The 18,819-nt window shown below is 30.6% G+C and carries 23 protein-coding genes and 1 tRNA gene; 15 read left to right on the forward strand and 9 right to left on the reverse strand.

Going from position 1 to position 18,819, the window contains the following annotated elements; all coding sequences use genetic code 11:
- Window positions 1-154 precede the first annotated feature (154 nt).
- The 4 genes from B4E59_RS07625 to typA all read left to right on the forward strand — a co-directional run bounded on the left by B4E59_RS07625 (window position 155) and on the right by typA (window position 3,969).
- On the forward strand, window positions 155-727 hold the full coding sequence (locus B4E59_RS07625) for a DUF2306 domain-containing protein (RefSeq protein WP_291048655.1): 573 nt from the start codon (window positions 155-157) through the stop codon (window positions 725-727).
- Complete coding sequence (locus B4E59_RS07630) at window positions 724-1,650, forward strand: YARHG domain-containing protein (RefSeq protein ID WP_291052352.1); 927 nt, start codon at window positions 724-726, stop codon at window positions 1,648-1,650. Before B4E59_RS07625 ends, B4E59_RS07630 begins: the two co-directional genes overlap by 4 nt.
- 185 nt (window positions 1,651-1,835) lie before the next feature.
- Window positions 1,836-1,908, forward strand: a tRNA-Lys gene (locus tag B4E59_RS07635).
- 258 nt (window positions 1,909-2,166) lie between these two features.
- Window positions 2,167-3,969: a translational GTPase TypA gene (gene typA / locus B4E59_RS07640; protein ID WP_221854374.1), complete on the forward strand. Its 1,803-nt coding sequence runs from the start codon at window positions 2,167-2,169 to the stop codon at window positions 3,967-3,969.
- 56 nt (window positions 3,970-4,025) lie between these two features.
- On the opposite strand, the gene B4E59_RS07645 is transcribed toward typA, so the two are convergent.
- The 3 genes from B4E59_RS07645 to B4E59_RS07655 all read right to left on the reverse strand — a co-directional run bounded on the left by B4E59_RS07645 (window position 4,026) and on the right by B4E59_RS07655 (window position 7,132).
- Window positions 4,026-4,346, reverse strand: coding sequence for a hypothetical protein (locus tag B4E59_RS07645; RefSeq protein WP_180904948.1), 321 nt, complete (start codon window positions 4,344-4,346; stop codon window positions 4,026-4,028).
- Window positions 4,346-6,640, reverse strand: coding sequence for a choice-of-anchor L domain-containing protein (locus B4E59_RS07650; protein WP_291048646.1), 2,295 nt, complete (start codon window positions 6,638-6,640; stop codon window positions 4,346-4,348). Before B4E59_RS07650 ends, B4E59_RS07645 begins: the two co-directional genes overlap by 1 nt.
- A 93-nt stretch (window positions 6,641-6,733) precedes the next feature.
- A complete protein-coding gene (locus B4E59_RS07655; RefSeq protein WP_286478708.1) occupies window positions 6,734-7,132 on the reverse strand; it encodes a hypothetical protein in 399 nt (132 codons plus the stop codon).
- Window positions 7,133-7,173: 41 nt separating this feature from the next.
- Between B4E59_RS07655 and B4E59_RS07660 the strand changes: the two genes are divergently transcribed.
- From B4E59_RS07660 to B4E59_RS07680, 5 genes are all read left to right on the forward strand, one after another.
- Entirely contained in the window at window positions 7,174-7,770 is a 597-nt protein-coding gene (locus tag B4E59_RS07660) for an NUDIX hydrolase (RefSeq protein WP_291052357.1), read from the forward strand.
- Between the two features lie 11 nt (window positions 7,771-7,781).
- A complete protein-coding gene (locus B4E59_RS07665; protein ID WP_291052360.1) occupies window positions 7,782-8,348 on the forward strand; it encodes a DUF4920 domain-containing protein in 567 nt (188 codons plus the stop codon).
- Between the two features lie 75 nt (window positions 8,349-8,423).
- Complete coding sequence (locus B4E59_RS07670) at window positions 8,424-8,852, forward strand: chalcone isomerase family protein (RefSeq protein ID WP_291052364.1); 429 nt, start codon at window positions 8,424-8,426, stop codon at window positions 8,850-8,852.
- 52 nt (window positions 8,853-8,904) lie between these two features.
- Window positions 8,905-9,246: a hypothetical protein gene (locus tag B4E59_RS07675; protein ID WP_115001366.1), complete on the forward strand. Its 342-nt coding sequence runs from the start codon at window positions 8,905-8,907 to the stop codon at window positions 9,244-9,246.
- A 107-nt stretch (window positions 9,247-9,353) separates the two neighbouring features.
- Window positions 9,354-9,737 (forward strand): hypothetical protein, encoded by a 384-nt coding sequence (locus B4E59_RS07680; RefSeq protein WP_115001364.1) that lies wholly within the window; start codon window positions 9,354-9,356, stop codon window positions 9,735-9,737.
- 49 nt (window positions 9,738-9,786) lie between these two features.
- Here the strand turns inward: B4E59_RS07680 and B4E59_RS07685 are convergent, their stop codons facing one another.
- Both B4E59_RS07685 and B4E59_RS07690 read right to left on the reverse strand, forming a co-directional pair.
- Entirely contained in the window at window positions 9,787-10,389 is a 603-nt protein-coding gene (locus B4E59_RS07685; RefSeq protein WP_180904946.1) for a hypothetical protein, read from the reverse strand.
- Between the two features lie 4 nt (window positions 10,390-10,393).
- Window positions 10,394-11,620, reverse strand: a complete 1,227-nt coding sequence (locus B4E59_RS07690) for an exo-beta-N-acetylmuramidase NamZ family protein (protein ID WP_286494646.1) — start codon at window positions 11,618-11,620, stop codon at window positions 10,394-10,396.
- 74 nt (window positions 11,621-11,694) lie between these two features.
- Here B4E59_RS07690 and B4E59_RS07695 point away from each other — a divergent pair, with 74 nt between their 5' ends.
- The 4 genes from B4E59_RS07695 (at window position 11,695) to B4E59_RS07710 (ending at window position 16,014) form a co-directional block, all read left to right on the forward strand.
- Window positions 11,695-12,924 carry an ABC transporter permease gene (locus B4E59_RS07695; protein WP_115001360.1) on the forward strand — a complete coding sequence of 410 codons (1,230 nt, stop codon included), beginning with the start codon at window positions 11,695-11,697 and terminating at the stop codon, window positions 12,922-12,924.
- 33 nt (window positions 12,925-12,957) lie between these two features.
- Window positions 12,958-14,319: a pyridoxal-phosphate dependent enzyme gene (locus B4E59_RS07700; protein ID WP_115001359.1), complete on the forward strand. Its 1,362-nt coding sequence runs from the start codon at window positions 12,958-12,960 to the stop codon at window positions 14,317-14,319.
- 30 nt (window positions 14,320-14,349) lie between these two features.
- Window positions 14,350-15,078: an LPS export ABC transporter ATP-binding protein gene (lptB, locus tag B4E59_RS07705; RefSeq protein WP_125348857.1), complete on the forward strand. Its 729-nt coding sequence runs from the start codon at window positions 14,350-14,352 to the stop codon at window positions 15,076-15,078.
- A 234-nt stretch (window positions 15,079-15,312) separates the two neighbouring features.
- The gene (locus B4E59_RS07710; RefSeq protein ID WP_280045388.1) at window positions 15,313-16,014 is read left to right on the forward strand and encodes a polysaccharide deacetylase family protein; all 702 of its coding nucleotides are present in this window, start codon (window positions 15,313-15,315) and stop codon (window positions 16,012-16,014) included.
- A gap of 31 nt (window positions 16,015-16,045) precedes the next feature.
- Here the strand turns inward: B4E59_RS07710 and B4E59_RS07715 are convergent, their stop codons facing one another.
- Window positions 16,046-16,285 (reverse strand): hypothetical protein, encoded by a 240-nt coding sequence (locus B4E59_RS07715; protein WP_038334521.1) that lies wholly within the window; start codon window positions 16,283-16,285, stop codon window positions 16,046-16,048.
- Window positions 16,286-16,412: 127 nt separating this feature from the next.
- The gene (locus B4E59_RS07720) at window positions 16,413-16,931 is read right to left on the reverse strand and encodes a nucleoside 2-deoxyribosyltransferase domain-containing protein (RefSeq protein ID WP_180904942.1); all 519 of its coding nucleotides are present in this window, start codon (window positions 16,929-16,931) and stop codon (window positions 16,413-16,415) included.
- Window positions 16,932-17,079: 148 nt separating this feature from the next.
- Between B4E59_RS07720 and B4E59_RS07725 the strand changes: the two genes are divergently transcribed.
- On the forward strand, window positions 17,080-17,673 hold the full coding sequence (locus tag B4E59_RS07725; protein ID WP_221856011.1) for a hypothetical protein: 594 nt from the start codon (window positions 17,080-17,082) through the stop codon (window positions 17,671-17,673).
- A 73-nt stretch (window positions 17,674-17,746) separates the two neighbouring features.
- On the opposite strand, the gene B4E59_RS07730 is transcribed toward B4E59_RS07725, so the two are convergent.
- Both B4E59_RS07730 and B4E59_RS07735 read right to left on the reverse strand, forming a co-directional pair.
- Entirely contained in the window at window positions 17,747-18,190 is a 444-nt protein-coding gene (locus tag B4E59_RS07730; RefSeq protein WP_286494645.1) for a DUF4822 domain-containing protein, read from the reverse strand.
- Window positions 18,191-18,374: 184 nt separating this feature from the next.
- Window positions 18,375-18,509: a 30S ribosomal protein THX gene (locus tag B4E59_RS07735; RefSeq protein ID WP_219033578.1), complete on the reverse strand. Its 135-nt coding sequence runs from the start codon at window positions 18,507-18,509 to the stop codon at window positions 18,375-18,377.
- Between the two features lie 153 nt (window positions 18,510-18,662).
- Here B4E59_RS07735 and B4E59_RS07740 point away from each other — a divergent pair, with 153 nt between their 5' ends.
- Window positions 18,663-18,818 (forward strand): hypothetical protein, encoded by a 156-nt coding sequence (locus B4E59_RS07740; RefSeq protein WP_185144078.1) that lies wholly within the window; start codon window positions 18,663-18,665, stop codon window positions 18,816-18,818.
- The last annotated feature ends 1 nt before the right edge of the window (window position 18,819 follow it).

The following is an 18,819-nucleotide window of genomic DNA, read 5'->3' on the forward strand; positions in this document are numbered from 1 at the left end:
TTTTTCAGGACGTTACATAGTGATTGCGAATCATCAATAAAAAGTGTATTTTTAGATTCAAAATCAACTAAATCTGAAACTTACAACTGCAATAAAAAATACCTCGTGGTGGAAAATACTATTTTTCCTTGTTTGGCTTTATTTCTTTGGATTAATGCTACAAATCACGTTACGTTATATTCCGATTTCGTCGGATGTTTCATTTCTAGCTATCAAACAAGATGAGGTGACAACAATTCCAAGTTATTTATTCATTTTTTACATTCACGTTTATTCAGCAATATTTACATTGTTTTTTGGAATTGTTCAGTTCATTAAAATTACCAATCAACAAATCCGAAAAATTCATCGGCTTCTCGGTAAATTTTATTTTTATATCACTGTTTTATTAGCTGCGCCAAGTGGAATTTACATTGGGTTTTATGCAAATGGAGAATTAATTGCGCAATCTGCTTTTGTAATTCTCGGTATTCTTTGGTGGATTTTTACTGCAATTGCAGTTGTTAAAATTAAGCAGAAAGATATTCAATCGCACCGAAATTTTATGCTTCGTAGTTATGCGTTGGCTGTTTCTGCGCTTACGTTACGCGCTTGGAAAGTGATTTTGGTTTATCTTTTTCATCCTGCGCCCATGGATGTTTATCAAATTATAGCATGGTTGGGATTTGTACCCAATTTATTGCTCGTAGAATATTATATTTATAAAACTAAACAATCTAAAATATGAAAAAAATAGGACTACTTATTTGCACTACGCTTGTTGTTCTTAGTTGTAAAGAAGACAAAAAAGATGCTGTTAAAAATAATGATATTAATGATACAATTTCATCGATTCATATCGAGCCAACGCAAGAAGATATCGGGCTTTGGTCTGGAATTTTTGAGGCAGATTCAGTTGATTATGATAAAGGTGATAATTGGTCGCTTCGAAACCGAATTAGTATTGTTATTCAGAAGATTAATAACGATAATACTGTCGAAGGGTATAGTGTTTCGGCGGGAAATATAAGACCATTTAAAGGTGATTTGGTGAAAGAAGGAAACTCACGTTATGTGATGGCGAATGAACCAGGCGATCAAAAATATGATGGAACATTTAAGTTTAATATTTCTGAAAAAGATGATTCAATTTATGGAACTTGGATTTCGAAACGAAAAGATTTACCTGTACTTTCTCGAAAATTTAGTTTGAAAAAAACAACATTTAACTATGATCCTAAAAATGTTTTAATTCAGCCAAAATATGGTGTAGATGAAGAGTATGCGGATGAATACGATAATGTAGATTGGGTGAATTCTAAAAAGAAAAAATATGACGAATCAGATGGAGAAGAGTATTTTGTAGATGTGCAACGTGCTGCTTCGGATGAAATTTATAAAATAAATGGATCAACGCAAAAGTTGACGGAGAAACAATTGAAAAATCTACATAAGTTAGATTTAGAAATTATTCGCAATACAATTTATGCGCGTCATGGCTATTCGTTTGCGAATCGTGGTGCACGTCAATTTTTTGATTATGTAGATTGGTATGTGCCTTTGTATACAAATGTTGAGGATAAATTGTCGCCAATCGAAAAAGATAATATTGAGTTATTAAAGCGTTTTGAGAAATATGCAACCGATAATTATCAACAATATGGACGCTAAAATTTAGAATTTTGATTAAGATAGAATGAGTTAAAACTCAATCCGAAAATAGGATAGCAGGATTATCATTTTGCTTTATAGGTTAAATTGAAGAATACAATTGTTTTTACTCGATAAAACCTTTGTTCTGAAAGAACTTTGCAGAGCAAACCAAGAAAATTTTGTTTGTTGTGTTTATCAATTTAGGCTCGTTAGCTTAGCTGGTAGAGCACGAAACTCTTAATTTCGGGGTCCTGAGTTCGAGCCTCAGACGAGTCACGAAAAAACTGCTACACTTTTGTGTAGCAGTTTTTTTGTTTTTTATAATTATGATTAAGAATTATAGGTGAAATCGTTAAAATTTTTCAATGAAAAAATAGTTTTCATTAATCAATCTGCAAATAAATCAACGTTTTACTAAAAAGTATTCAGTAATATTAAATTTTTCTAAATTAATTATTGCTAAAATTAAATAAAATCAAAAGTATAGTAATAAAAAATAAATTTGTCGTAAATTTGCACCCATAATTTTCAAGGATGCAAAACATTAGAAATATTGCGATTATCGCACACGTTGACCACGGTAAAACTACATTGGTTGACAAAATTCTTCACAGCGGAAACGTTTTTAGAGAAAACCAAGAGTCTGGTGAATTAATCATGGATAACAATGATATCGAGCGTGAGAGAGGGATTACGATCTTTTCTAAAAATGCTTCGGTAGATTACAAAGGTGTAAAAATCAATGTGATTGATACTCCTGGCCACGCGGATTTCGGTGGAGAAGTTGAGCGTGTATTGAAAATGGCTGATGGGGTTATCTTATTAGTTGATGCTTTCGAAGGACCAATGCCTCAAACGCGTTTCGTTTTGAGTAAAGCATTAGAATTAGGTTTAAAACCATTAGTTGTAATTAACAAAGTTGATAAAGAAAACTGTCGTCCTGATGAGGTATATGACAAAGTTTTCGAATTATTCTTCAACTTAGATGCAACAGAAGAGCAATTGGAATTCCCAGCGTTCTATGGTTCATCTAAACAAGGATGGTTCAATACAGAAAATGTACGTGTAGACGATATTTCTCCATTAATGGATGGTATTCTTGAACATGTTCCTGCTCCAGAAGCTTATGAAGGTTCTTTACAAATGCAAATTACATCTTTAGATTATTCTAAATTCTTAGGACGTATCGCAGTTGGTAAAGTAAGTCGTGGTGTTATTAAAGAAGGAGATTGGGTTGCTTTAACAAAACCTGATGGAACGTTCAAAAAACATAAAATCAAAGAATTATATACATTTGCTGGTTTAGGTAAAGTAAAAGCTACTGAGGTAAAAGCGGGTGATATTTGTGCTGTTGTTGGTATCGATGGTTTCCAAATTGGAGATACAATTGCAGATCCAGAAAATCCAGAAGCATTACCAGTTATGCATATCGATGAGCCTACAATGAATATGTCTTTCGGAATTAACAACTCTCCATTCTTTGGTAAAGATGGTAAATTTGTTACTTCTCGTCACTTAGTAGAACGTTTAGAAGATGAGTTAGAGCGTAACTTAGCTTTACGTGTAGAACCAACAGAAGATTCTAATACACAATTAGTTTACGGACGTGGTATCATGCACTTATCTGTATTAATCGAAACGATGCGTCGCGAAGGTTATGAGTTAACAGTTGGACAACCACAAGTAATCTTAAAAGATATTGATGGTGTAAAATGTGAACCATATGAAACATTAGTAATTGATGTTCCAGATGATTATTCTTCTAAAGCAATCGACTTAGTAACTCAACGTAAGGGTGATTTATTAGTTATGGAGGCGAAAGAAGGAATGCAACACTTAGAATTCGAAATTCCATCTCGTGGATTAATCGGATTACGTTCTCAAATGTTAACTTCTACTGCTGGTGAAGCTGTAATGGCACACACTTTCTTAGAATATAAACCATTCAAAGGAGCAATCGCTGGTCGTTCTGCAGGTGTAATTATTTCGAAAGATCAAGGTACATCAACTCCTTATTCTATTGATAAATTACAAGATCGTGGAAAATTCTTTATCGAGCCAGGTGAAGAAGTTTACGAAGGAATGATTATCGGAGAGCATTCTCGTAACAATGATTTAGTAGTAAATGTTGTTGAAGCTAAAAAATTAAACAATATCCGTGCAGCTGGTAAAGATGATTCATCTTCTATCGCTCCAAAAACAGAAATGACTTTGGAAGAATGTATGGAATATATCCAAGCTGATGAATGTATCGAGGTAACTCCAAATTTCATCCGTTTACGTAAAATTCACTTAAAAGAAGTAGATCGTAAACGCTTCGAAAAATCAATGAGCTAATCATTTGAAATTATATATCACAATAAAACCAGAAGTTAATCTTCTGGTTTTTTGTTTTAAATAGATTCGATTTTATTTTTAAGCGCTTCAATTGCGAAATTTAATTCATCTTTAGAAGCGTTATATTCTACTATTTCACCTTTAATTTTGAATCTTGAAACATTAAAACCTTCTTCAATATCATTGTACCAAATCAAATAATTTTCGTATACAGCAACTACCCAAAAATTATCCTCAATAACATCATCACATTTCCATATTTCAGGAGAAATTTTAATTTGATTCCAAAATAATAAAGTTTTGTCCTCCATATTTTGTTCAGAAAAATAAATTTCGAGCATCAAATCCTTTTTAGGAAAATTTATCCAATTATTCATTAATAAGTACTTTTTAATAAAATCCAATCTTCAAATTTTTGAGTTTGAGTTGAATTTGGTTCAGTCCATTCGATAATATACCAATAACTATCGGAAGGTAGCGCTTTTCCATTCAGTTTTCCATCCCATGTATAATTGTTTGCTTCCGAACCAGTAAATAATAATTTTCCTTTTCGATTATAAATGATAAATTTCGGATTGATTTTACTTTTTAATTGCGAATAATCCAACACATCATTTTTACCATCACCATTTGGAGAAATAAAATTGATTAGTTTAATCAGCGAAAATTCTTTCGAAATAGGCGAACAATTAGCTGCAGATTTCACAGAAATTGTATGAGTTCCTAAAGTTACGTTTGTGAAGATATTGGAAGATTGAAAAGTGCCGTTATCCAATGAATACAGATATGGAAGCGTAGATCCAGTGACTTTTATGGTCACCGTAGAACCTTGAATTTCGATAGATTGAATAGTTGGATCTTCGGCTTCAATAACTTTTACTTCTTGTGTATAAAAACAACCATTCAATCCTAATTTCACATAATAAGTTCCAACAGGAACATTTGTAATTGATTGATTTTTGTCGCCATTATGTAACCATTCGTAAGTTTTAAATCCTGGACCTGCGTCTAAAGTCGTTGTTGTTCCTTTGCAAATTGTAAGATCTTTTAAGGTTGATGATTTTCCAGATTGTTTGAAAATAAAATGCAATGGAGCAACGTTTTCGCATAATCCATTTTGTTTAAATCTTACCCAAAATGTTTGATCTGAATTTATAATTTGTGTTGTGTTGATATTATTTTTTTTATTTTTAGCATCAATTTCATTTAAGTAATATGTCGGTGAGCCTTCAAGATTTGTAACCAAGTCATCAACATAATCGGATAAAACAATTTCTTCATCATTGCTTAAATTCTCATCACAAATTTCTATTGGAGGAATTACGTTTGCAACACTTAAATGATTTAATGTAAAAGTAATTTCTTTAATAACAGGCTTACAAGTTCCGATTTGGACACGAATCCAAACTTCTTTAGATGTCTGAATTTCATTTAATTCGAAATTCGTTATTTCAGCAGGAATATTATCTTTAGCATCTTGTTCCGTTTCAAAATATTTCACTTGATGAGCAGAATAATAATCTTCTACAATTCGATCAGTATATTCGTCTAAATTTATTTGTGTTTTTCCATCTAAATCATCATCACAAATAGAAAAACGATCTTGATATATTTGAGGTTCTTCTTGTACAGAAACATTAATGTGACCTTTCAAAGAACAACCAGTATTCAATGTGATTTCTACTTCGTAATAACCTGTTTCATCTACCACTAATGTTGCATTTGTTTCACCACTAATTTCCACACCATCTTTGTACCATTTATAGGTTGTAGCATTTGTCGTTGTCGCATCTATTGTTTCAGATGTTCCAGGACATAATACAACATCAGAACCTAAACTTTTTGAACCTATAAAACTTCCAGCTTTCAAGAAAACAGCAGAATCATAACGACCTTTTGAATCTCCATGATCAGCAATTACCAATTTGATATGATATTTTGTACCAGCTTCTATTTGCGCATTTGTTTTCAAAACTTTTGTTTGTCCATTGAAATTCGTTGGATTATTTGCAGAATTAAAACTTCCAAAATACGATATGTTTCGAGGACAATCTCTTGCGCCATTTATGGTTAATGAAGTTACAGGAATGGTTGTATTTGGAACTAATGCAATATTTTGATAAGGTTCAGAATTATCTGCTTTTTTGATTAAGAAGGCAAAAGCATCAGAGTATTGGCAATTACTTGATTGATATTCTTCTGAAAGAAACATATATTCGAAACTAATCTGATCTGTTGTTAGATTTGATATAAAATCAAATTCAAGATAAGTTGCATTTAAAATATAATCATGAGGTAAATTAGATTTTATCAAAATATCAATCAAATCTTGATCTCCTCCCCAATTACTTCCCCAAAAATCTTGCAAAGATGAATTTGGACCTTCAGCATCTTTTGCTTTCCCTGTAGATAAAATAATTCCTTCAGAAAGATCAAAACTACTAGTTCCTTTTGTAAAATAACCATAGCTTATTTCATCATAAGCTCTATTGTAGCCAGAAATATTAATATTGGAAATAGTAATACAACCTGTGTTTGTTCCAATAAATTTATCAATTAATTCTTCTTTCGGTAAAGATGTATCTACCTGAATATATTGACCAAATAAAAAACTATTTAGTGTAAAAGTAAAAAAGAGTAGGAGAATTATTTTTGAGTAAAAGTGTTTCATAAAAAATAATTTAGATAAAAAAACTGCTAAATAACTTTAAAATATAAAGTTTATTTAACAGTTTTAGAAATTTTATTTACCGAAAAAATGGTTTTACCCTATTTTTCCTAAATTTTCTGCAATAGTTTCAATGAAAGATGTCAATGGTTTTTTTGCCATCATTTCGATCATCATATTGAAATTTCCATCAAAATCTAACGTAACATCAGATGAATTATCGTCAACTGCATCAATAGAAATTGTCAAAGTATATTCAAAAGCAGGTGCAGGAGATTCGAAAACAATTTTCGATGGCTCAACTGTCTCTTTCAAACGCATTCCAACCTTTGGTAAAGCACCAACACCAACTGTAAATCCTTTTCCAGATTCGTGAATTTCAAACGATTTTGTGTCCTCTGGCATCAATTGCTCATAATTCTTCATATCCAACAAAAAAGTGTATGCTTCTTGTTGATTTTTTGCAAAACGGACTTTATTTGTATTTACCTTCATATCCTTGTGAGTTTTTTATAAATTTGTAACAAATCGTTCAAATGTACAAAGTTTTTTTTAATGAAAGTTTGTTAACTTTCAGCAACCAATCTAATCCAGAAGCAAAAAATATTTTGTTTCAAAATGAAGCTCAATTTGATGAATCTTTTCATTTATTATCATCAAAAGCAGCCGCTTTAGTCAATATTTTTAGTGAAGATATTGATGTTGTTTGGACGAAATTCTTAAAATATTACAAACATATTCAAGCCGCGGGCGGAATTGTTCGTAATCCGCAAGACGATTATTTGTTCATTTTCAGACTTGGGAAATGGGATTTGCCAAAAGGTAAAATGGAGAAAGGAGAATCGAGAGAAGAATCTGCAATTCGAGAAATTGAAGAAGAATGTAGTTTGACAAATTTGGAGTTGAAACGATTTTTGATGCCAACTTTTCACATTTATTTTTTGAGAGAATATATTATCAAAGAAACATTTTGGTTCGAAGTTTTTTATGACGGTGTTGAATTGCCTTTGCCACAAACTGAAGAAGGAATTGAGTCGGTTGAATGGAAAAAAGAGAATGAAATTCCTGAGTTATTAGAAAATTCTTATCCAAATATTAAATTATTGATGAATAATTATTTAAATTTGAACTAAATAAGATTAACATGAAAAAATATATATTAACTTTTTGTGCCTTAACATCTTTTGCGTTGACAACTAATGCTCAAACGAAAAAAGAAAACAAGGTTAAAACTGAAAAAGCTTCTAAATCTCAATCAAAAATTTTAGATAACGGAACGGCTAAAATAGAAGATTTATACGCATATCAAGTGTATGGAGAATCGTTTGATATCAAAAATACATTGACGAAAAACGAGCTTGGGAAGTTATATGATAACATGAAAAGTGGTGATTCTTTGGAAAATGTTCAGTTTATTTCGACGATAGAATCTGTTTGCAAAAAGAAAGGTTGTTGGATGAAAGTTGATCTTGGAAAAGGCGAAGAACAATCATTTGTACGTTTCAAAGATTATGGATTTTTTATGCCTTTAGATGGTGAAAAAGCGAATGTTGTCGTGCACGGAAAAGCTTTTGTTAGTGAAATTTCTGTTGAGAAATTGCGCCATTATGCAGAAGATGCAGGACAATCGAAAGAAGAAATTGCGAAAATTACAAAACCTCAGTTGCAATATAATTTTGAGGCTGATGGAGTTTATTTGAAAGAAAACTAAGATTTTTAAATCAATAATTAATCAAAACCTTTCTATTTTTGGAAAGGTTTTTTTATGAAATCAATTCTATAAAATATGACAAACTTATTTCAAGCCAATCCAAATCAGTATTTTTCTTTGATCGGAAAATCGGTGAATGACGAATTATTTCAATCATTTCAAAATGAATTTGAATCTGACATTTCAGAGCAAAATATTCCTCAAGGAAAAATTGTGTTGTACAAAGAAAAAGGTATTTCGGTGAAAATTGTTGATGAAATGATTGTTTCGATTAAATTTTATCTTTCTCCAAATCCAATTTGTAAGGTTTATGAAGGTCAAAATATTTTTGATTTGAATAGAAATGTTGATGAAACTCAGATTCGTAAAAATAATGATTATCAAAGAATTATTAATAATGATCCAAATCGTTTGGCAAATGATTATAGTCGTCTAAACTGTTTATTTTCTTTTGATTCGATGACTGGAGAATTCTTAACTATTGAAATATTAAACGAATTATAAAATGTTTTTTGCTGAAAAATTTCATATATTTATCTTAAATAATAGACCTTAAATGAAAAAATATTTAAGCTTGTTCTTAATGTTATTAACGTTTGCAGTTTTTGCACAATTGAGAGCGAATAATACGGAGTCTTATTACTCGATGAAAGGAACTTTTAATTCGGATAAAAAAGAGATTATAAAGAAAACAATCGAGAAAGAATTTGGTGAAGGAATTTTGGAAGAATCTGGTTATATCTGGACTGGACGAGGAAGTTTTGAAATTATTTTGAATGATAATTCACTTAAAATGGAGATTCAAAAAAGTACAGATAATCAAGAAATTGTAGATAAAATTAAAAATCTTGGAGATAAAATTCTTGCGACAAAAAATATAAATAAATTTAATACTTAAAAACGAGCTACAATTATTTTGTAGCTCGTTTTGTGTTAACGCTTCGTTAACCGTTCATTAACCAATGCAAATTAATCTTTTTCAGAATTTTATAAAAAAATAAAAATATGAAAAAGACATTATTTATCGCAATAACTTTAATAGCTTTTGCTTGTAACGGACAAACAGCTAAATCACAATCAGTTAGCAAAAATTCAAGTTCAACAACTCATTCTAATGTTTCAGTTAGTGTGAGTGATAGCAACGAAGTATATTCATACTCAGCAATTTTTGATAAACCAAAGTCGGCAAATGCAATCAAAGAAATCGGAAAAGTATTTGGAAAACCAGTGACTGAAGGAAAAAATTACGTTTGGAGAGAAGGAGATTCCTTAGAAATAAAAGCAAGAGAAGGAAAAATTACAATTGAATTTGAAAAAGGTTCAACAAAATTATATGAAAAAGTAAAAGAATTAGGCGAATCTATTTCTGCTGTTGTAGGAGAAAAATAATCATTCTAAAACATATAAAACGGAAGTCAAATTTGGCTTCCGTTTTTAATTATTTTAATTCCCTATACTTAAAATCTTTTCCAAAAAAGTAATTCCATATTAAACTAATAAGAATGAAATTTGCTATTCCACGAATTGTTATAAATATCCCGAAATTACCAAAACGTTTGTATTTAATATGTGATAATTCTTCTTGATGATTAACTATATATTCGTACAAATAATAATCAAAAACTAACATTAAAAGGCTAAAAAGAACTAAAATGACATAATGAAAGAGCATAATGTCTTTAATTTTTTTTAGATTTTTATAGAATAATACAGCTCCAATAAAAGAAAAAAATACGCTTGAATGAAAAACAATTTCAGTTTTAGTATGAAGTTTTGGAACTTCATTATTCTCCTCAATGTCTTCAACTAAATTTGGTTCGAAAGAATTTTTCTTTTTTTCTTTTTCATGATAAATAATTTTAGATGAAATTAAATTTTTAATTCGAGTTGTTTCAATTTCAGAAAACTGAACATTTCGTTCATTTTTTAAAATTTCGAAAGCTATTTTTATTGCTTCAGGAACAAATCTAGAATCATCTTTGATATAAGAATTTAATTCATTTGTAGACAGCTTCTGAAGAACGCTTCTTTTAACTTGCATTAATTTAATCCTTATAAATCAAATATTTTGTTCTTATTTTCTTGAAAGCTTCCAAATCTTTTTGCCAAGTTGCTTTTATTTCTTCTTCTGATAAACCTGCTTCTATTTGTTTGCGCAATTCATCAGTTCCAGAAAGTTGATCAATCCACAACTTTTTACCATTCATCGTCCAAAAAGGTTGTTTCGTATTGTTTTTATACGCATTAATAAGCCATTTTAAATTGATGGCAGATTGATACGGAACATTCGATAAATCTTCACCGTAACAAACTTCATCTTTGAATTTTGGACTTGTTGCACCAGGTTTTGAAGTTGGCGTATATTGATAAGGCATATTTTTTAGGAATGGTGAACCATAAACTTGAAACTGAATATCTGTTCCACGACCTTCGTTGACGTTTGTTCCTTCAAACAAACATGTACTTGGATACAAATTGATCGCATGAGCATTTGGTAAATTTGGTGATGGTTTTACTGGTAAATTATACTTGGATTGATGGGTATAATTGATAAGTGGAATAATTTCCAAATCTGCTTTTACACCATTTGCTAGCCAACCTTCACCGTTTATCATTTGTGCATATTCGCCAATCGTCATTCCATAAACAATCGGAACATTGTGCATACCAACAAACGATTTATATTCATTTTTCATCACTGGTCCGTCTACATAATGTCCGTTCGGATTTGGTCTGTCCAATACAATTACTTTTTTACCATTCTCAGCTGCAGCCTCCATTACATAATGCAAAGTGGAAATATAAGTATAGAAACGAGCACCAACATCTTGCATGTCAAAAATCAAAACATCAACATCCGAAATTTGATTTGCTTTTGGTTTTTTATTGTCGCCATAAAGCGAAACAATCGGCAAGCCTGTTTTAGAATCAACACCAGATTTTACTTTCGCTCCAGCATCAGCATCACCACGAAAACCATGTTCAGGAGAATATAATTTTATAACATTTATGTTGTTTTTTAACAACAAATCAACTGTATGCATCGTTGTTCCATTAATTGTAGCAATTCCTGTTTGATTTGAAATTAAACCAACTTTTTTACCTTTTAGTTTCGAAAGATATTGCGTTGTATTTTCTGCTCCAACAAGAATAGTTGAATGATTATCTATCGTTTTTGATGTATTATTTTGAGCTAAAATTGGAGTAGAAAAGCCGAAAAAAATAACTGAACTAAGTAAACCAATTGATGTATATTTGACAAAGTTTTTCATTTCGTTTTGAATCATTTGAATTTAGACGAATTTAAAGCCTAAAGTTAGTTTTAATCTTATAAAAAATATATAATTTGAGTTTTTCTTGGTGGTTTTCAAAAAAAATTGCGCTTGGTAAAAATACTAAAAATAACTTATCGAGTATTATTATTCGAGTAGGTCAAATTGCGGTAGCATTAGGGTTGATTGTTTCTTTGGTGACAATTTCGACTGGTGTTGGAGCAAGAATGGCAATCAAAGAAAAATTGGCCGATTTTAATGGTCATATTACGATTAGAAACTATAATAGTAATACGTCATTAAATTCCGATTCATTATCACTTCATCAAGCTTTTTATCCAAAGTTTAAATCGATTCCAGAAATAGAACATGTACAAGCAATTGCCAATAAAAGTGGTGTTATCCGAACGGATGAAAACTTTAGTGGTGTGGTGTTCAAAGGAGTTGGAACAGATTATGATTCGGTTCGTTTCGAAAAATTTATGGTAAAAGGACATTTTCCTCGAATCAATAAAGATTCGATAATGGATGAGGTTTTATTATCTAAAAAGATTGCGGACGAAATGAAATTGGATGTTGATAGTTCGTTTGTGATGTATTTTATTCAAGAAGATACAAAGCCTATTTATCGTCGATTTACCATTTCTGGATTGTTCAAAACTGATATCAAAAATTTTGACGATCAAATTATGTTTGGTGATATCAAGCATGTGCAACGCCTTAATCGTTGGGATTCGACAACTGTTGGTGGTTTCGAACTATTTGTAAATGATGTCGAAAATATTGATCCAGTTGCAAAGCGTGTGCAAGAAAATATTCCATATAATTTGTATGCAGAATCAGCAACAGCATCTTTTGCTCAGATTAATGATTGGATTTCGATTTTCGACAAAAATATTGTCATTATTCTTTTTATCATGCTTTTTGTGGTGGTGATTAATATGGTGATGGTTTTATTGATATTAATTTTAGAACGAACACATTCAATCGGAATTTTAAAAGCATTTGGTGCGACAAATTGGCGAATCCGAAAATTATTCATCAATTACGCATTATTTATCATGTTACCAGGATTAATTGCTGGAAATGTAATTGGACTTGGATTATTATTCATTCAGAAATATTTCGGAATTATAAAACTTCCAGCAGAAAACTATTATTTATCAACAGCTCCAGTCTATTTAGACTTTGGCACAATTGTTTTATTAAATGCAGGAGCGTTATTAGTTTGTGCAATTGTATTACTTTTGCCTTCGTATATGATATCTAAAATTACACCTGCAAAAGCTATTAATTTTAGATAAAATTTAATGTTTTAATTTAAAAGTTAGAAAAAAATGAAATTCGCAAACAATATATTAGAAACGATTGGGAATACACCTTTGGTTAAAATTAATAAGATTACAAAGGATTTACCATGTACAGTTTTAGCAAAAGTTGAATATTTTAACCCTGGTCATTCTTGTAAAGATCGTATGGCGTTAAAAATGGTTGAAGATGCCGAAAAAGATGGTCGTTTAGTTCCAGGAGGTACAATTATCGAAGGTACTTCTGGTAACACAGGAATGGGATTGGCTTTGGCTGCTGTGATCAAAGGTTACAAATTAATTTGTGTGATTACAGACAAACAATCGAAAGAGAAAATGGATATTTTGCGCGCTGTTGGTGCAAAAGTTGTGGTTTGTCCTACGGATGTTGAGCCAGATGATCCACGTTCTTATTATTCAGTTTCTAAACGTTTGGCTCAAGAAACACCGAATGGTTGGTATGTCAATCAGTATGATAATCCATCAAATGCAATTGCGAATTATGAGCAAACTGGACCAGAAATTTGGGAACAAACAGAAGGAAAAGTAACGCATTTTATTGTTGGTGTTGGAACTGGAGGAACAATTTCAGGAGTTGGGAAATACTTGAAAGAAAAAAATCCTAATATTAAAATTTGGGGAGTTGATACGTATGGATCAGTTTTCAAAAAATATAAAGAAACAGGAATCTTCGACGAAAATGAAGTGTATTCTTATGTAACAGAAGGAATTGGTGAAGATATTTTACCAGAAAACGTAGATTTTGATATTATTGATGGATTTACAAAAGTGACTGATAAAGATGCAGCGGTTTATACGCGTCGTTTAGCTTTAGAAGAAGGTTTGTTTGTTGGAATGTCTTCGGGATCAGCGATCAAAGGATTGTTGCAAATGAAGGACGAATTCGGACCAGATGATGTTGTAGTAGTTTTATTCCACGATTCAGGTTCTCGTTATGTAGGAAAAATCTTTAACGATGATTGGATGCGTGACAGAGGATATTTGGACGAAGAAATCAAAACAGCTGTCGATTTAATCAAAGAACATGTTGATAAACCTTTGGTTACGGTTCGTACAGAGGAATTGGCTTCTCATGCAATTGATCGTATGCGTCGTTTCAAAATTTCTCAAATTCCAGTAATGGACGTGAATGGAATTGTTGGTTCTTTGGATGAATCAGATTTGTTTCAAGCATTTTTAGAAGATAGAAATGTTGCTGAAAAACCTGTTCACGAAATAATGGGAAAACCATATCCAGTCGTAAAAGCAGGAACATCTATCGAAGAAGTTTCGAAGTTAATTACAAAGGATAATCAAGCTGTTTTAATAGAATTAGAAAACGGAAAATATCATATCATCACAAAATATGATATTATTAACTCGATTAAATAACAAAAATCCTATCTTTGAAGCGATATGGGAATTGTATTAAAAGGTCAGAATTTAGTAAAAGATTACGGTAAAAAACATGTCGTAAAAAATGTGTCTTTTCAAGTAGAACAAGGAGAAATTATTGGATTATTAGGACCAAATGGTGCTGGTAAAACGACTTCTTTCTACATGATTGTTGGTTTGGTAAAGGCTACGCAAGGAAAAGTTTTTTTGGATAAACAAGATATCACAAACGATGCGATGTACAAACGCGCGCAAAAAGGTATTGGATATTTGGCGCAAGAAGCCTCTGTTTTTCGTAAACTTTCTGTAGAAGATAATATCAAATCAGTTTTACAATTCACGAAACATTCCAAAAAAGAGCAACAAATGCGCACAGATGCTTTGATTGAAGAGTTCTCGTTAGAGCATGTTCGTAAAAATCGTGGTGATTTACTTTCTGGAGGTGAGCGTCGTCGTTGCGAAATAGCACGTTGTTTGGCAACAGAACCTAATTTTATTTTATTAGATGAGCCTTTTGCTGGAGTTGACCCTATTGCGGTTGAGGATATTCAGAAAATTGTACGTTCGTTAAAAGATAAAAATATCGGAATCTTAATTACCGATCATAATGTATCGCAAACGCTTGCAATTACCGATAAAACATATATTATGTTCGAAGGTAAAATCTTGAAAGAAGGTTCGCCAGAAGAATTAGCAAATGATGAAGATGTTCGTCGCGTTTATCTAGGTGAAAACTTTATGTATCAGCAGATATAAATTACAATATAGTATTTTCTAAACCACTCAATTTTGAGTGGTTTTTTTTTAAAACTTCAAAATCATCTAAAATTAAAATTTGCTTAATTTTAAAAATTTCTGATTTTAATAGTTGCTTTTTCGATATATTTAACTACTAAAACTTACTGATAAAGAATGCTAAAACTCAACTATTATTTTGTTTGTCTGATTTCAATTTTTGTGTTGAATAGCTGTACACACGAATAAGATGCGATAAAAGAAACAAAAAAATCTACAAATAGAGGAGGAGTGGTGCTTACATTTGATGATGATTATGTGGACGAATGGTTCAATGCGAATTTAAAATTGAAACAATACAATTGGAAAGGAACGTTTTATGTAACGCATTTTGATAAGCTTTCGGAGAGTCAAATTCGTGAGTTAACTTATCTGCAACAAAACGGAAATGAGATTGCTGCGGATGGTTTAATTCATGTATATACAACAAAGTATATAAAAGAATTTGGAGGAAAAGAATTTATTGAAAAAGAAATCGCTCCAATGCTAAGTTTGATGAAAAACAAAGGTTTTGATGTAACCGATTTTTCTTATCCTTATGGCGATCGAAGTGTAGAATCGGGTCAATTACTTTTCAATCATTTTAAAACCTTAAGAGGAACAACTTATGGAAACGAAGCGCCTAATTTTCAGAACTGTTATTATCAAAATAAACCGTTATTTTTTGGTTTAGGAATCGATAATAGTTACGAGCATTTTAATGTGCCTTATTATATTTCGTTGTTGCAATATGCAAAGGATAACAATAAGATAGTCATTTTTTACGCGCATAAAACAGTTGCAAAAGCAATTAATAATTATGAAACTGAATTTAAAACCTTAGAAGAGATTTGCAAGTTTGTGAAGAATAATGATATGAAGTTTTATACAGTTAATGACTTACAAAAATTGAAATAAAAAAATGCTCAAATTCTTGAGCATTTTTCGTTTATTCTATAAAAAGTAAATCTCCTTTTTGATTAACAGCCTCTTTGAAATAAAGATAAACATCTTGTATATCAAAACGTCTAAAATTGATAGCGTTAGAAATATTTTGTTCAGGAAGTTGATAAATCATTTCAAAATTTAACATGCTACCAAAACCAGAACTCTCGATTTTTTCGACCAAAATTCCTAAAGATTCTAATCGTTCAATCAACCGATTAATTTCCAAATCATTATGTTTCATAATCTGTAAAACTTACTATTAAAGCGGTTTCAAAGCTAAAACATAAATTTTTAAAATAAGATTTTGAGAAATAAAATTATATGTTAAACCTTTCGATTCAAAACTTAATTCTCTCTCTTATAATTAATTATTTTAGAATATTTTTTAAATAATCTAACACATTTTCTATCGAATCAAATTGTTTTACACCATATTTTTCTGCCGTAATATCAACATTTCCTTTTCGCCAAAAACCATCTGGACAAATCACCAAAAGTTTTCCACTTTTTGCATACAATCCCATTTCTAACAAACTAATCGGACTTTTAGAATCTTTTCCAAAAAACATAATAATATAGTCTGCATTTTCTAATGCATTCAACTCCCATTCCACTTGTTTGCGAAATTCGGGCTCTTCTTTCACAGGCTTCCAAGCGGTATTCCAATCATCACGACGAGGATTTAGCAAGATGACTTTTTCATTTTTCAATTCTTTTGAAACCTTCGCTTGCCAATCTTCAGAATTTCTCATATCAATTGTTCCGCCCAAAAATATCTTTGTACGTTGATCATTTTTAGGAAGTTTATTCGGCGATTTTATTTCAAGAGATTGAGCAAAAATTGTAGTATTCAATAATAGAAATAAGGCAAATAAAATTGCTTTCATGTTGTTTTTGTTTCTGTAAATATAATGAGGTTGTTGATTTTGTATTTAATGACTTTTGTTAGAATTGGCTTGAAACAAAGAATATTTAACATAGATTTTATACTTTTTGAATAGATTTGAGGTTGTTTAGTATAAATAATAATCATACATGAAAAAGTTATTACCTTTTTTTGCTGCTTTTGTAATCTTTTCTTGTCAAGAAGACGAAGTGACAACTCCAGTCAAAGAACAGCCTACGAATCCTCAACCAACGGAAACTGAAATTTTCAAATTCGATAAAAATGTTTCAATTTTAGATGCATACTATTACAAAGGAATAAACGGAAAAGATTATCCGGTAGAAGCAGAAGCTTTTTTCAAGAAAACGTGGACGCTTTACGAAGATCCTTCTGTCAAATCTATTGAATTGAAAAAAGATTCGATTATAATCAATGAAGAATTGAAAACGTCTAAATTTAAATCAACTATAGAAGAAAATAATCTGTATGCTACTGACGGTTCAAGAAAAATATTGTTGGGTCGAATTGATAAAACAACAAATTCATTTTATTTGTTCAAACATTTTGAGTCTTATGCTGTTGTAGATCCTGAAAATGGAAGTTCTGCTTCTGGTAAAAGTTCTTCTTTTGGAAAAATTACAAAAGACAATATTTTTCCAAGAATTATAGATAAGCCTGAAAGTTTAAAACAAGAAGGAGCTTATGTTTTTTGGAATAATGTTGAATATAAATTTGTGAAATAATAACAAAAAAAGCTAAGTGTCAATTGACGCTTAGCTTTTTAAATTTAAATATTTGGATGATATTGATGTGACACTATTTTGTTGGCTCTTTGTGAGCTTTAGGCGTATGTACGATATAGAAATAAACAGATTTATCATCATTAGACGGATAAATTCTGTAAGTAAATTCTTGTTTTGTTAAAACTGTAATGTCAACAATTCGTGTAAACAAAACTTCTACTGCATCATTTTTAGCAACGATTGTTCTTGTTTTTCCTTCTTCAGAAACAGACCAATCTCCTTTCATTTTTGGCGTATCATCTAAATTGAACATAGTAAATGTATCATCTTTTTTGAAATAGGTATAACCTACAAAATTAGAAACATTAGTGTCTGTTAAGGCTACATTTTGTCCTTTATTGTTCAAAGCATTAGTTGTTTCCCAAGAAGTAAAGGATAAAATTTCGCTTGGCGTTAATTGCTCTGTAATTCCTGAATCATCATCATTGTTACAACTAAAAAGTGTTAATCCAACCAATAATACAAAAATGCTTGTTGTAATTCTTTTTAAAAATATTCATGTTTTATTTTTTGATAGCACAAATAAACTCAATATTTAATGGCTTAAATTGTAGATTTTATTCTCATCATTGGATAAATTATTGTTGAGTTGAATAAAATAAAAAAGCTGAAAATCAATCCTGATTTTCAGCTTCAAAAAATTACTTTTTAGCTTTTTTGGTTGGTTTTTCTTCAACAACATCTTCCTCATAATAATACTTATGTCTCGGACGTTTTACACCATAAGAGCCATTCACAATTTTTCCTCTTCTCGATTTTTTATCGCCTTTTCCCATTATAAATGTTTTAAAATTAATAAATTCGATTACTTTCTAGCCAAGTTAATAATTTCAATTTAGTTGGACAAAAGATTTACAATTCTTTATCATTTAATCTAACTTTGCGACATCATTTGGCGTGGAGAAAAATTAATTTTAAACCAAATAGAAATGAGTAGAAATACAGATGCAAATAAAAAAGCGCATAAGAAAAAGTTAGATCAAAAGAAACGTAAAGCGCAAGAAGCCGAAGCTGAACGCAAAGCTCGATTAAAAGCAATCAATCAACGATTTAATGATAAAAATAAACCAGAAACGGAAGAATAAT

The sequence above is a fragment of the Empedobacter sp. UBA2044 genome (assembly GCF_002333005.1).
Taxonomy (GTDB): domain Bacteria; phylum Bacteroidota; class Bacteroidia; order Flavobacteriales; family Weeksellaceae; genus Empedobacter; species Empedobacter falsenii_B.